Annotated in this window: 5 protein-coding genes; 4 read left to right on the top strand and 1 reads right to left on the bottom strand. The window is 60.4% G+C overall.

From position 1 onward, the window contains the following. Positions 1-26: 26 nt before the first annotated feature. Positions 27-212, bottom strand: coding sequence for a hypothetical protein (locus IHQ72_RS36785; protein WP_258124206.1), 186 nt, complete (start codon positions 210-212; stop codon positions 27-29). 69 nt (positions 213-281) lie between these two features. On the opposite strand from IHQ72_RS36785, the gene IHQ72_RS36780 reads away from it, so the two are divergent. The 4 genes from IHQ72_RS36780 (at position 282) to IHQ72_RS36765 (ending at position 14970) form a co-directional block, all read left to right on the top strand. Further along, the gene (locus IHQ72_RS36780) at positions 282-569 is read left to right on the top strand and encodes an FAD-dependent oxidoreductase (protein ID WP_258124205.1); all 288 of its coding nucleotides are present in this window, start codon (positions 282-284) and stop codon (positions 567-569) included. Next, positions 566-1345, top strand: coding sequence for an FAD-dependent oxidoreductase (locus tag IHQ72_RS36775; protein ID WP_309508991.1), 780 nt, complete (start codon positions 566-568; stop codon positions 1343-1345). The genes IHQ72_RS36780 and IHQ72_RS36775 overlap by 4 nt, the downstream gene beginning before the upstream one ends. Positions 1346-1395: 50 nt before the next feature. Then, positions 1396-3144, top strand: coding sequence for a thiamine pyrophosphate-dependent enzyme (locus tag IHQ72_RS36770; protein WP_258124204.1), 1749 nt, complete (start codon positions 1396-1398; stop codon positions 3142-3144). A gap of 207 nt (positions 3145-3351) precedes the next feature. After that, a complete protein-coding gene (locus tag IHQ72_RS36765) occupies positions 3352-14970 on the top strand; it encodes a hypothetical protein (protein WP_258124201.1) in 11619 nt (3872 codons plus the stop codon).

Below are 14970 nucleotides of genomic sequence, written 5' to 3'. Positions count from 1 at the left end.
CCCACACGATGCGGCTAGTCAGCGAGTTAATCAGTCTCGAACTGGTTTCGCCCCTCGCCGAGAAGAGACCGGTAGTCGCGGTGGTGGCTGTAATTGGTACGACCGAGGAAAGCGCGGTGGATCCGCTCGCTGACATTCTGTTCTCCCGTATTGATAGCATAGGAGACTATCGGTTGGACTGCGATGCCGAGCAGCTTGGTTATATCGACCATTCACCGCACCCTTTCAGCGACGGTATCGCGTCCGTTTTGGATTCAAGGTGTGGGCAAGGAAGGCCATGAATGACAAAAGTAACACCTTCGACGTTCCTCCCCAGCCCCGACTTCGCGTGCGACCTCAATGCTGGCTGCGAGTTTGTCGCTGGTGTCCGTCCGTACCGCAACGGGACGTACCGTCTCGAAGAAATACCCATTGGCAACAAGCTCATCGTTCACAATTACGGTCACGGCGGAGCTGGTATAACTATGTGTTGGGGGTGTGCCGACGCTATGCGCACGATCGTGGCGAACAAGTACTCGCCTGATGCGAAACATCCCATCGCAGTCCTGGGCGCGGGCGTGATGGGCTGACGGCAGCAACGCTGCTCAAGGAAGCTGGCTACACGGTCAGCATCTATGGTGAAGCGTTTTCCTGCACGACGTCTGATGTGGCAGGAGGGCAGTGGGCTCCATCCATAGTTGCATATGACGAAACCAGCGCCGTCGCCTGCCATAGATTCTTTGAAATACTGAAGAAGTCATTTGACATGCATAAATTCCGGCTTGGCAGCCAATTTGGTATCTCGGAGCGCACAAACTTCTGCAAGCGGCGAGGGCCAAGCCTCGACAAAGCAGCAAATGCAGGGATCATTGCTCGAACCCGCCTCGCGAACTTGCCCTTCAAGTACCTTAATGGACCTGGCTACGCATACAGCACCTTACTGGTCGAACCGCCAATTTTCCTTGAAAAGCTGCGGCACGATCTGCGGCAGAATCAGGTCCCTTTCGTTCAACGAAAGTTTGCGTCTGAAGCCGACGTTTTGACCCTTCCAGAGGCGATCATCGTGAACTGCACGGGCCTTGGTTCGAAGGTTCTTTTCAACGACCTCAATATGAAGCCGATCAAGGGCCAACTTGCCTTACTCAAGGCCCAACCTGCTCTGGACTACCTCTACAGTACCGGACGGACATATGTGTTCCCTCGGGCTGACCACGTCGTAGTGGGGGGATCGCAGGAGGACAATGTCGATGATTGTATTCCCGACCTCACGACGTGCCGGGACATAATTCAGTTGGCGGTCAATGCGTTCATGGGGAGCTCCATGAGTACGATCAGGCGCAAGCCTTGGATGCTAAGGAACAAGTAGCGCTAGGATTTGGGAGTCGGAGTTGTTCATCCGCAGCACGGGAGAAGAACATGCCTACAGCAGCCGACTACATTATTGAGCGCATGGCCCAGCACAATGTCGAAGCCCTGTTCGGAGTTCCCGCGGTCTATTGCGCGCCCATGTTTGCTGCCGCTGCACGCGCTCGGGGCTTTCGGACGATTGTCACAGCGAGCGATCTTGAGGCAGGTTATGCGGCCGACGCTTATGCACGTGTTCGCGGCCTCTCCGTGGTATCGGTGGCCTACGGGGTTGGAACGCTAAGCCTGATCAACGCCGTCGCCGGGGCATACATCGAGCGGAGCCCCATGGTTGTGATCAACGGCGGCCCGACCGATGCCAATATCCAGATTCAAACCGAGAAGGGAATTCTCTTCTCGCATTCGATGGGTAGGCCCCACAGTGATCTGGAAGCCTTTAGGCCGTTTACCGCCTTTTGCGAAAGGCCTGCAAGACAGACAGATGTACCATCGCTTGTAGACCGCGCGTTGGTGGTTGCATTGACCCGCAAGCATCCTGTCTATCTCGAGATCCCGCAAGACTGGTTGGGTGGAAGCTGTCCTCGGCCGTCTGGCACGCTCGATCTATCGATACCGCACGGAGCCGAGCAGGCCATTGCGGCGACCATTGTCGGACAGATAAAAGCCGCGCGGAAGCCACTGCTAATGGTCGGAATTGAGGTGCAACGCTTTGGCCTCGCGTCGTCAGTCATGTCTATCATTCGGAAGTTGGATCTGAATTGGGCAACAACCTTGTTGGCGCGGTCCACGTTACCCGAGCCAGCAAGGCCTTCCGACGACCCACGATTTCTTGGTGTCTTTAATGGAAACCATGCGCCCAAGCCTTTGAGAGACGCAATCACTCAGTCAGACCTACTTCTTTCCTTGGGCGCCGTGTTTGGATCCGGACATGCCAGGCTGATGCTTGTCGCACATCCTAGGACTATTCGTGTGTGGGACGGTTTGGTCCATATTCCCATGCAGACCCCTCAACCCGCCAGCATCGACCACCTCGTAGCAGAACTCGACAGACAAGCTTTGACGTTGCCCCTGGCAGCGCAGGCACTGAATAGTCGAGAAGTTGAAGTGGACACGGGCGACTCCGAGGTGTTTTCCGCAATAGACGAGCGGGCATGGGATGGTGATCGCGGATCTGACATAGGGCCATTAGAGAATACGGAAGATCGCGATGTGCCACGTGCACCGATTGCCAACGCACTGACATACGATGAGCTTTTTGCGGAAATCGGAGCGAAAACCTTTCTCGATCGGTCGTTTACAGTCATCCCCGACACTTTTCTCGGAATCTACTCCGCAGCCAAATTGAAAATGCCAAGCCAGAACTGCTTCATCAGCAGCGCGATCTGGGCATCCATTGGTCATTCCGTTGGTGCTGGCGTCGGCGCAGCAATACCGGGGGAGAAGAGGCCGCTTGTTGTCTGCGGTGACGGTGGGTTTCAGATGATCCCGCAGGCGCTGTCAACGATGGCACGCTACGGTCTCAATGCAGTCATCGTGATCGTCGACAACGGGCTTTACGGATACGAACAGTATCTATTGGCTCCCGGTTATTACAGTGGCTCTAGTCAACCGCTTCCCTATACCGTGCTGTCGCGTTGGCAATACGAGAGTCTCGCAAGGTCGATGGGTGTCGGGATGGTGGCGAGCGCAGACACTGTTGCGAGCCTTAAGAAGGCGCTGGCTGCAGCAAAGGCAAACGTCAACGGACCGGCGATTGTTCATGCGATTGTTGGGTCCCGTTCCCTTCCGGCCGGGCTGTAAGAGCCCATCTCTTGTTTGAGGTCCCTACCTTGTTTCATACGGCTGTATAAACTTTACAATCATGTAGAAAGGTAAAATATTCGTCGAAAGGGAACGGTTCAGGATTGACAGCGTAACGCAACGGTATTCTACTGTTATTTGTTTTCGATTGGCATTTCTTTGAAATGCCGAAGCTTTTTTTCTTGTCTTCATTCCCGAGGGTGCGGGATGACTAAGATTCTTTTGCACTCTACGGGGGCGGGCTCGGCGTGGTTTGAGGCGGACGAAACTCGCGCGCCGTTCACGGCCAAACTGTTCAAGGTCAAATTTGGTGCCCAGCAGGACGCGCAGGGCACATTCGTTCTCGGTACGCCACTTATTGTCAACGAAGCCGCCGTTGCCGATGACGGCGCCGACAAACGCCTCGTCACCTGGAAGGAAGCTGTCGAGAACGCGAGCGGCGAAGCCCAGCGCATAGCGGCGCTGGAACTCAACCGGCTGCACGACGCGCTGAGAAAGTTGGCCATCAAGGCCGACGGAAGCACGCACAACGGCGAAGTGGCCAGCTTTGTCGGGATTGTTGGCGTCGCCGATATCACGACCGAATTTTATCTTGAAATTAATCCCGCGGGATTGCTCGCTAACGTGGGCGGCGACGAGCCGGTGTTCCGCGCTGGCGCAGAGGCGCTTTTTTCAGCCGGCTTCGCATCGCCCTTTGCAGTAGCCGGAGTCGATGCAGTGGTACGGATCGAAGTCGAGTTGACGCGCCAGGACGTCCTGCGGGTCCTGCCGCGCATTGACGTGCCGGCACTACCGCATCTTGGCCTTGCTTTCCCGCACATCCCGCTGCCGAAATGGTCGCTGCACGGACTGCATCTACCCGACATCGATTTGTCCTTTTTACGCATTCCGCTGCAGTCCGATCTCAATCTTCAGGTCGAGTTCGATCCCAAGCCTGCAATCGATTTCGCGGTTGCCAACGACAAGTTGACCCTCTTGACGACGGCTTCGAAGGCAAGCGTCAAACTGGCTGGCACAGAGATTCTGGTCGCCGAAGGCGTTGCCCTGAACGTCAATGGCAATGAGGTGTCGGTCACCACAACCAAGATCACCGCGGCTGCGGCAGGCCAGACCATCGACACCATCGACTTGAAGGAAAAGTTGCCGGGACCGTTCGTGGTGGTGCTGTTTGGGGTGAAGGTCGACGTGGCGATGTCCGGGCCTCCCAGCGGTCCGCTGACAGTCGTGGTCACGTTCGATATCACGCGAGCGATAATCAGCGCACGCACGGACCCAAACCTCCAGCTTGCGGTTTCGCCTAAAATCGAACTGACCTATGCCGGCGGACAGCTGACGCCGAAACTGATCAGGCTGGATGTGGTCGAGCCCTACCCCATCAAGCTCGCTCTCTTCGCGGCAAATATCATCGAAGAGCAGGCCCGGCGGCTGTTATCACTGATCCAAAAGATCGAGGTGCCGAAGCTGGACGCGCCGGGGACGCCGGACCTTCCGAGCCTGGATGGATTTCTCGCCGTGTTGCGGCGGATCGGCGCGCTGGCCGCCGCCGCCGCGAGCTGGCTGGCACAGCAGGGCGCCGCCGGCGTCCGCGCGTTGGCGGGGCTCGCCGAGGCCGCCTTCAAGCTGATATCGGAGGTGATCTCGACGCTGGCCGAAGCTATCGCCCGCGCCGGCCAGACGGTGGCCAAACACGTCATTGTCGAAGTCCGTCTCGATCTCAGCCACTGGCGCGTGGTCCAGATCGTGGTCACGCCTAGCGACCCCGGCGTCGGCGCTCTGCCGTTCGCACGCGAGCTCCTCGGCTTCCGGCTCGAAATTCCGTTCGAACTCACCCCAGCATTGGTCTGCGATGTCGAAAAGGGGTGGCTCGCGCTTGTGGTCCAGTCGCAAGGCGCCGGCAACCAGACAGCGACGCTCTCGACCGACCTATGGCTCGGCCACGAGTCGGCCCCGGCGGAATCGGTATCGGGGTTGCCCGATACCAACGGAAACCCGAACCAGCCGCTGCTTCAGCTGAAAGTCACGCCGAAGGATGCCGCGGTCGCTGTCGCCCTGATCGTGATCGACAATGGCCGGGCAAGGTTCCTCCAAGAGCTCAAGACGGAAAAACGGACGACGCAGCCGATTCTCGGTCCCGGCGGGGGAGTCGTCGTTCCGATCGGCCATTTGCTGCTGGCGGCGCGCTGGTCTTCGATCGAAGAACTCAAGGCCTCGAGCTTCGACATTGATCCGCAGGTTGATACGGGACGTATATTATCGCTTTTTAGGGCACCGAAGGCGGAAGCCAGTCCCTCGGAAAATCCGCTGCAGCAGTTCAGCCAGCACATCCGCATCACCGCGAGCAATCCTCCCACGGTGGTGCCGCCGAAAATCGGGATCCCGCTCGACGTTGAAATCAGGATATCCGACAACACTATCAACACCAAGCTGAACCTCGACATCGATCTCAACACGCTCTCGATGAAGATCGCCGGCGGCAAATTCAACATCGAGATGAAAGACGATGAGTTCAATTTGCTCGGTCTTCGCGGCAAATTCGTCAAGCTGGTCGAGAAAGTTCCGTTCACGCCGCTGTTCCTCGATCTCAGTGACGGCGATCCGCGATTGGGGCTGAACAGCGAGGTCACTAAAATCGTCCTGTCCTATGACAAGCTTTCAACGAGCGGCAGCAGTCTCGATTTCGAAGTTGACCAGTTCATCGTTTCGCGCGACGGCATCGACCTCAGCGCCCAGGTCCAATCCAATCCCGTGACTCTTGCCGGCGTCGACATGCCATTTCGCTTCGACAAGGGTCAGCTTTCGATCAAGCGCAACCAGATCCAGACCTTCGCGCTCACCGGCCACGGCAATCTGCCGCCGGCACTGGTCGGCGAAGCCAAGGCCTCGATCGAACTCAACTTCACCCAGGAGAACGGGAAGTTGGCCCTGCAAGCGGCGAAGGCCGTGCTGGACAAGAGCGCAGATCCCTTGCGATGCGAGGGAACGCAGTTCACCATCACTGTCACTAAGCTCGGCCTTAAATTCGTCCAGCAAGGACAGTACCACTTCTACTTCACGCTGACTGGATCGGCCGAATTCCGGCCAAGCAGCAGCGCATTCGCCGAAGGCCTGCTCAAGAATCTCTCGTCGCTGCGCATCGTGCTCGATGAAGCGCCGCTGGCGGCCGATCCGCGGGTGCTGCTGAACCATATCCAGTTCCAGGTCACGGTGGAGCCACCGAAGCGGTCCACGTTCTTCGACCTGTTTTCGTTCGAACTGCGCGGTGTAGGCTTCCATCCGTCAGCACCGGAATTCGGAGGTTCGCCGGCGTTCTCGATTTCGGGCCAGGTCAATTTCACCGACTTCGGCGATATCGTGACGCCACGGTTCGATTTTCATAAGCTGTGGATCGCACCGCCCGAACGCGGCAAGAGCCTCCCGCGCGTGCGGTTCGACGGACTCGGCGTCGGCCTTTCGCTCGGTTCGATGGCCGAGGCCTCCGGTACGGCGATCGCGGTCGATGATAAACTACCGACCCTGTTTCCGCCCGATGTGCTGCCGGCCGATGTGACCGCCAAGGGGTTTCTTGCTTCGGGCTCGCTGCGAATACAGGGCTGGGCGTCGATGTCGGCGTCGATGGGGTTCCTGCAGCTCGAAAAAAAGGGCGTGGCAGAGAAGCGGCCGGCCTTCTTCCTCTATATCCAGCGCAACGACATGTCGGAGAAGATCCCGACGCCGATCGGAACCATCTTCCTGCGCGAAGTCGGCTTCGGATTCGGCTATCGCTACACGCTGGCCGGGATCGCGGCCGCCGAAAAGGCCGAATCGCCCCGCGAACTGGTCAAAATTCTCGACGAGGTCTCGAAATACCAAGGCAATCTAGCCGACGTCAAAGCGTGGTGGCCGACCTATGATAATGCCGCGCTGACGCTGGCATTGCGCGGGATGTTCTCGCTGACCTCGGCGTCGTCCTCGTCGAGTTACAACGAGGAAGGCGAAAAGAATCTCCCGAATCTCGCGCTGTTCGACGTCGTCGTGGCGCTGAGGACGGATCTGACCTTCCTGATGAACCTGCGGATCTGGATCGCCTACAACTACGCCGACTGGCGAGAGGGGCGCCGCACCAATGCCCCCTGGACATCCAACCCGAGCCTGACCGGCTATCTCTATCTGTCGGTGCCGCGGCGGGAATTCTTGGCGCGTGCGGTCTACAATCCCGGCGCCGACATCGGCGACCATCCGAAGCTGCCTGACGAACTCAAGGCGGCGATGAAGGCGGTGCGCTGGTCCTCCACGCTGTATATCCGGCCCGGCCTGTTCCACATGGAATATGGCTGGCCTTATGAACTGGGATTCTCAGTCGGCAAGCCGAACGGCAACTTCTTCCTTTCGGTCGAGGGAGGCACCGTGCTGCGGTTCGAGGACGCGGCGGTACTCTACGGTCTGGCGTTCCGCGCTCGCGGCTTTGCTGCATTCTCCTACGACACCGGCGGCAGCTTCGGCGCCGCGATAACGGGCCGCGCCGATTTCGCGCTGGGTGCGAAGCTGATCGCGTACCTGTCGGCGAACATCTCGGAGTCGATGTTCTACGGCGTTATCACGCTCGACCTAACGCTCGAATTTTCGGTGAGGATGTGGCTGAGGACCAAGTGGTTCAGCCTGTCCTGCGGCTTCTCGCGCTCCATCACGATCCACATCGGCGTCGAATTGCTGATCCAGCCGGGCGGGCTTGCCGCGCGGATCGAGGCCTCGGTCGCGGTCGGAGCGTTCGGGCGCACCTTGTCGCTCGGGATCGGGTTCTCGCTTGGCAGCAGCGGTCGGCTTGCGGAGGCGCGGGCCCGTGTGGAACGCTTTCTGGCGCTCGGCCTCGGCTCAAGCTATCCAAACCCGGAGGCAGGCGTGCCGGTATCCCGGCCGGCCCCGCTGCCCGAGCCTTCACGGGCGGACAACGCCAAGAAGTCGGACAACCGCCTCGACGAGGCACTGAACCGGCGCGAGGCAAGCGAGAGTCCGCAAGATGAGGAGCCGGCCGAAAAACTCGTCGGCGTCGGTTTCGGCGAAGTTTCGTACTGGGCTCTGCTGGTTCCGATCTCCGGGCCGAAAGGCGCGGCGGAGGACGACTACTATGTCGTTCAGCTCATACCGCGCGACAACTATCCATTGGACAAGCACGATAGCGATACTCGCAGTCACTTCTATGCGGCTCCCCTGAACGCGGAAACAGAGAGCACCCCGACTTACATAATCCAAGGCCTCGAACAGGACGAGATCCTCAAGAACGCAAAAAGCGACAGCGCGAACCCACGCAATATCTTCACGGACTGGAGTGCTAAGTTCGGGCTGAATGGCACCGACAACGCGGGCGATGAAAACGCCAGATCGCGGCCAACCCTCAAAGAAGCCTTCCAGGCCGGCTGCTTTATGGCCTCGGGTAATATTGGCGGGATCGACTACGACGCGACCGACATCGAATCGGTGCCATGGGAAAAAACGCCATACAACCTGCCCGACGATCCGGAAGCCGCCAACATCATGCTCGCCGCCGCTGCTCGCTCGCTCGCAGATTGCGGCCCGCGCTTCAAACAGATGCAGCAGGTCGAGGAAGCGCGTTCTTGCTTCATCGCGACGGTTGCCGAATCCGCCCAGCAGATGGCGGCACTTTTCAATTTCGTGAACAACAAGCCGACACTGGAGAAAGCCGCTGAAGATCATATCGCGAGCAAACTGGAATTCGACCCCAGAGCCCTTGGACTGACCTTCGTCTTGTCAGGCAAACGCATCGACGAACTGTTTCCTGACCGAGATCGGCAAGCCGAAGTGCCCGCGGCATCGGAGAAATTCAGGGTGCGCACGCGCGTACCGCGCGAGCCCGGGCCTTCGACGAATCCGGTGCCGCCCCCCGTCTTGCTGTTCAACCCACCCGAACGCATGTTCCGCAGCATGTCGCCCGCGCTCAACGAAGTCGGCATCGAACGGAAGGCGACTGGCGTGAAGGTGAACTTTGATCTTGAGCCTGCTTGGTCGCGCTCGACAACGCCATATAATGATCCGGAATTCCACCTGAAGCACTATCGCATCGAGCGGCGCATCACGGGACTGGGCACTCTGCCTCCCAAAACCGCGCGGCCCGGGGTGGTTGAGCTGACAGTCAAGTCGGGGGATCATATCGCAATCGTCGTGCTCAAGAGCGACGATGGAAAACCCTTGCCGGATCAAGACGGCAAGATCCAGCTGCGCAAGCGCCGGCTCAGGACGCGGTTGCAATTTGTCGACGACCTCAAGGACCTCGACCCCGTCATCCGCGCCGCGTTGCTGCCGGCCGCTCTCTCCAGGGAAAAGGTCGACAAAGCTGTCACCGTTACCGAGCATACGCGTGTCGTTTATGCGGTCGTTCCGGTCGACAGCGCCGGAACTGCCGGGCCAGTCGGTTCCTTGCATTCCGAGATCATTCTGCCAACCGAGACGCCGGAGAGAGGCCTGCTCAAGGCCATCGCGCGAATCCGCTATGCCGACATGCCTCCATTGCAGAAGGCTCCGACGCCGGTAGCTGATAAATTCCTCGAATTGACGGTTGAGGAGGAAGAGGACGCAGTCAGCGCAAAAGCCGCGGAAAAAGACGAGACTGTCCCGCCCAAGCTCCGGACCCCCTCCACCGATTATGTTCTTCGCGTCCGGACCGAGCGCACCATTGCAGTCGGCCAATTCGGCGCCGATGCGTTGTCGCAGGCTCGCAGCGAGCCTCCGGTGCCGGCGCGCGAGGAAGATCCCGGCCAGCACGAAACCGACATCACGCTGCAAAAGGACACCGTGCCAGGCAAACCGGTCAGGATCACGCGTATCGCGCGCCGGCTCAGGACGCAAACCACGCCGGACAATCCACCCGAACCGGAATCGATATCCCGCGACTACACCGTTTCGAATGCAAACTGGAAGAAGCTGCTGGCGATACTTGAGGTGCAGCCGCAAAAGGCGGATGATGTGGCGCGCGTTCGTGCGTCACGGCTATATCTAAGGCCAAAACCCAAAACTGAGATCGCGAAACTTGCTCCCGAATGGTCGCCGGTACAGCTCCAGCTCTGGATCGGCGGCGAGGACCAGCCCGCGGTCAATACCACGATCGAACGGTTTGAGCATCCGGTCGACGTCAAATTCGAGCCGTTCAAATCGCAATACATCTTCCCGTCGAGTGGCCGGCTGCATCTGTGGTATCCCCTTGCCGAGGCGACGTTCGACGATTTCGTTTCGGGCAACGCCGAAACCGTTCAGTTGCTGTGCGACGCCGACCAGCGGACTGGCGTGAAGCTTGCGTGGACGGCACGTCCGGATCACGTCGCGGTTCAGGGCAACGACCAGTTCCCCGCCAAAGACCTGCATACACTGATTGCGGGCTACGATCTGTTCTCGCTAGATGCAACCGCCGTGCCGCGCAACGAAGACGGCGCCGCGACCACGCTGCGGCAGGTGTCATCGATCGGAAGGGTACAACGGCTGCCGGCGCTCGAACGCGGGCAAGAGCCGTCGGAGACCGGCGACTTCGCGCGGGTCGGGGTGCTATATCCGAGCGAGACGCAGCGGCTGGTCAACCCCGTCCTTGATCGCAGATTCGGCAAACGCAGGACCACCTGGTACTCGCCCGCCGAATCTTTCCTGATCTGGCCGACACGTCCGCTTCGCCGTTCGGTGCTGACCATGCCCGAGGAAAACGACGTCGCGGCGCTGTTCCAGCGCCAGCGCCCTTGTAAAATCCTCGTCGAGTGGTTGGAGGCTCCCGCGGGCATGCCGAGCGCTTTCGGATTTGCATCGGAGGACCCGGGCCAGCTTCCGACGACACTCGTGGACAACCTCTTGTCGGGACGCTACCTGGAGAACGCCAGCGAAAACGACCCCCTGACAGTCGATCAGGCCCGGCGTCTGCTGCGGGGTCTCGTGCTGGTCGGCGATCTCGGCGGCAGCGACGCCATCGCGGATGAGACGCCCAACAAGTTCGCCAATCTTGCGCTCAGACTGACGCCACTGGACAAGAGCGGGAAGCCGCTCAGGGACGCGGACAAGACGATCTCGGCACACATCAAGCTCTCGCTGGCTCCGTCGCTGCATCCGATCCTGGCCGATGTACTCGATGTGCTCCAGTACGACCTCAAGGACACGCCGTCATACCGCCGCTACGAACCGGTGCTGGAATCCGCACCGCAACTCAATGCGGAGACACTCGCCGCATACCTCGACGAAACCGCCGCGGACCGCGATCCCGCCGGATGGGGAATCCTGCGCACGCTAGGGCTTGCCGCCGCACTTCGCCTTTACGACGTGGAGCGCGGCCATTTCCTGACATCGGATGAGGCTCTCCCTTTGTTGAGAGAGGCACTGAACCTTGTGCTGCCGCGTTATGCGAGCGCGCCAGATGCAAGCGGCGCTCCTTTCGTCGATGTCATGTTTACCACAGACGGACTTTCCGAACTGGTGTCGCATCACGGCGCCGCACCCGCGCCCAGCCAAACTGATGCCGCCAACGTGCTGCGCGCCGAAAAGGCGCTCGCCCTGGTGCAGATCGAGCTTCGGCCGATCGTACAGCCGTTGCAGAAGCTCGGGGCGGAACTGCCCGCGCCTCTGAGGCAGCGCCGCATCCGCTACGCCATTCTCAAGCTCAATGCAGCGGCAAAGGTCGTGACCCTGCGCACCGCAACGACGGGAGAGCGGATCGCGATTGAGATCGAGCCGCTGGTACCGACCGACGGATCCAGTCAGCGACGCGTCCTGATGGTACAGGGCTGGGGCGACAAGAAGGAATTTCCGATCGGCGGCGAGCCCGTCAGCAATGCAATGATGTTGAAAACTGAGGGCAAGATTCCCGACGCCGAACTCGCTTATGTCCGCCTAGTTGCCCTCGACGAAACCGCCGACCTGAGCGACTCCTTCTTGGAGGCGCTTAAGCTGTCGAAAGATGCGAGGATCGAGCCCGCGAATGAAGCGGCAATCGAACAGGACGGTCCGTGGGGCCGATTCGCCAGTCTTCCTGACGCCTGGCTCGCAGCGCTGCTGTTCGGCGACGGCATTGAAACCCCGGTGGGTCTCGCAGCGATGGCCGACAGGTCCGCGCCGATCAACACGATAGCTACGCTGGCGCGGATTCTTGGCCGTTTCCCCAACAAGACCGATTCGATGAAGATTCCGGACACCGCACTCAAGCGTCTGGAGCTCGCGGCCCGGATCGGACCATGGACGCGACGCTTCATGGAGCAGGGGCCGGCTCGCCCTGTGAGCGGCCGGGCAGGCCTTGCCCTCGCGATGCTGACGCGGCCCAATCCTTGGCGGCTTGCTCCGGACCATGACGGTCGGCTCTCGATTACGTTGCTGGAGACTGATCGCTGGGGCAAGGCGCGCAAATACGCGGTGCGACCGTTCGGTCGCTACGAGAATCTCGCGCACGCGGTTGAGACGCAGCAACAGGCCGCTGCGGCCAAAACGGGCAAGCCCGCCAAGACCGCTATCGCCGTGCAGACCTTCGAGGCATCGCTGCCAGGGCAAATGACGAAACCGCAAATCGCCAATGCGCTGCGGCAGTATTTCGCCGACGCCGTCGTCGAGCGCACCGAGCCGCTGGCGGCGCCTGTCATCCTGGCGACGCGTCGAAACGATAAGGCTGACGCACACGGGGTGATCCGGCCCGGCAAGTCCGTTCAGATCATTGTGTCACGCCACCCAGAAGAGATCCTGTCGGATGCCAATATCCGCGTCGATGCCGGGCTTTCGCTGCGTCATGTCGCCGTCGGCTTCTGGCGCGAATTTTCGGCGCCGCAATGGGCCGACCATGTGGCTGCGGCGGCGTCGCGTCCGATCGATGTCGACCTGCTCGAGGCATTCGGGCCGTTCAGGCAGAACCGGCACGATTATCAGCGTTTACCCTTGCCCCAGGGCCTCTCGATTATCAAGGAGGCCATGCGCGAGCAGTTCAGCCGCATTTCCGTTGACGATGTCGACATTGAGCTGCTCCGGGCAATGTATCAGCGCCATCCCAATCTGTGGCGGGGGGCCTATGTGCTCAACATGGCGGCGATGCCTTATGGCTTCCGGCTTCATGCCACGGCGCACGTCGCCGCGGGTGTCGTTGTGTCGCCATCGAGCGTCGCCACAGTCGATGAGTCCGGATATCAACTGGTCCTGCCATGGAAGCGGGACAATGGCGAAACCGGCCCGTGGCAAGACAGGAACGTGGCGCCGGCGCCTTCCTGGTCGATCCTGCGACCCGACGATGAGAATCAACCGGTCAAGGTCGTGGTCGAGTGGCCGCTGGTCCGCATTGTCGATGGATTGTTCGAGGAAGCCCGTAACATCTGGCTCGGTAATGAGGACGCGCCAAATCTTTACCGATTGCCCGATCCCGCGGTCAGCTACCGGATATCGATCGTGACCGACGATGGCCAGGTGCGCGTCGGCGAGGTCGAGATTGGAGCTGTGACCAACGATCCCGACGACAAATCGAAGCCGCGCCAAGCACTCTATCTCACGCAATTGATCGGTGCCCGTTTTGTCAATCCCGAGCTCGAGCGGGCTCTGACGCTGCGACCGGACGCGCCAGTCCCGCCAACGGCCTACACGCACTACGCGGCGAGGTTGAACCTCCCGGTCAAGGGAGAACCGACGAACGCAAAGGGCGAGATCACGAAGCCGGTATGGGAGAATTTTGCTCCTGCTGCCCTTCAACCAATGCTGACACCGGCCGACCTACACTTGCTGCCGGCGGACACCGCTCAGTGGGGCGTGATCGCTCCGGAGCCTAACGTGAATGGCGCAGCTGGCACGCTGGTATTGACGGTGACGCCGCCCCAAGGCGTGGCCGATCCCGTTCCACCGCCTCCCGCGCCGCCGCCGGCACCGGAATGGACGGCCTTCCGCAATCATATCCAGGCCTTCGTCGATGCGATGCACGATTATGTAAACGGATCCGGCTCGGAACGCTTCAAGCAGATCGCAAAGGAATTAGCCGACGCGGTCCGACCCTACGCGGTAGACAGGGTCGCCAACTGGCCGGGACCGAAGAGCGGAACATTCGCCCTGCCCAAGACACTCAACGTGCGCTGGATCGCCGGGCTTCCGGCGGAAGATTTCACCGGCATTTCGGTCGCCGCGCCTGTAAGCTGGTTTTGGCTTCCCAATCCGGACGCCGGGGCGACCGGCGGGGCCGCGCGTACGGCGATCAACACGGTGCTGGACACGGCCATCGCGGCGGCGGCCGGCAATACAGGCCGCGTCGACGCGCTGAAGGTGTTGAAAGCCGCGGTGCTCGAAGCGATGCGCGCTCGCACCATTTCGCGACGACGGTCGGTTGACGAAGGTCCGAAGCATAATCTGCTGCCGATCCGAAGCGATGAGGTACCCGCTGGGATCAATCTTGGTGAGCTTCGCAAGCTTCCATCGAACAGCCCGGTCGATTTTCTTGCCATGATCCATTTGAAGGCGGATGCAGGCCGCACCGTCGACCAGATTAAAGCTGTGTTCACCGCGCTGGAAAACATACCCAACGCGGCCGACACGCTTGCCGGCCTGGCGGCCATGATGACGCAACCTAGTGCCGCGGCTGACATCGCCATGCGATGGTCGTGCGGCGCGGCCGCCGAGCCCGAGCTCAACAAGCTCCAGCCCGCCTCCGGCCCCGAGATCACGACCATGATCCTGGTGAAGCCCGCCACCAGATCGGAGACCGCGGCACTCGGCAAGGCTCATCAAGATCTGCCGCCGCTGGCCGACAGCCTAACCCGAACGATGGTGTTCGGACCTCGCCGTCATCTGGTGATCCAGGCGTTCCACGGGCTCGCGGAGCCGCAAGACGATATCGTGCAGAGGGGACGCTAG

Source organism: Mesorhizobium onobrychidis, from assembly GCF_024707545.1.
GTDB lineage: Bacteria > Pseudomonadota > Alphaproteobacteria > Rhizobiales > Rhizobiaceae > Mesorhizobium > Mesorhizobium onobrychidis.
This window is presented reverse-complemented; position numbering and strand designations above follow the sequence as displayed.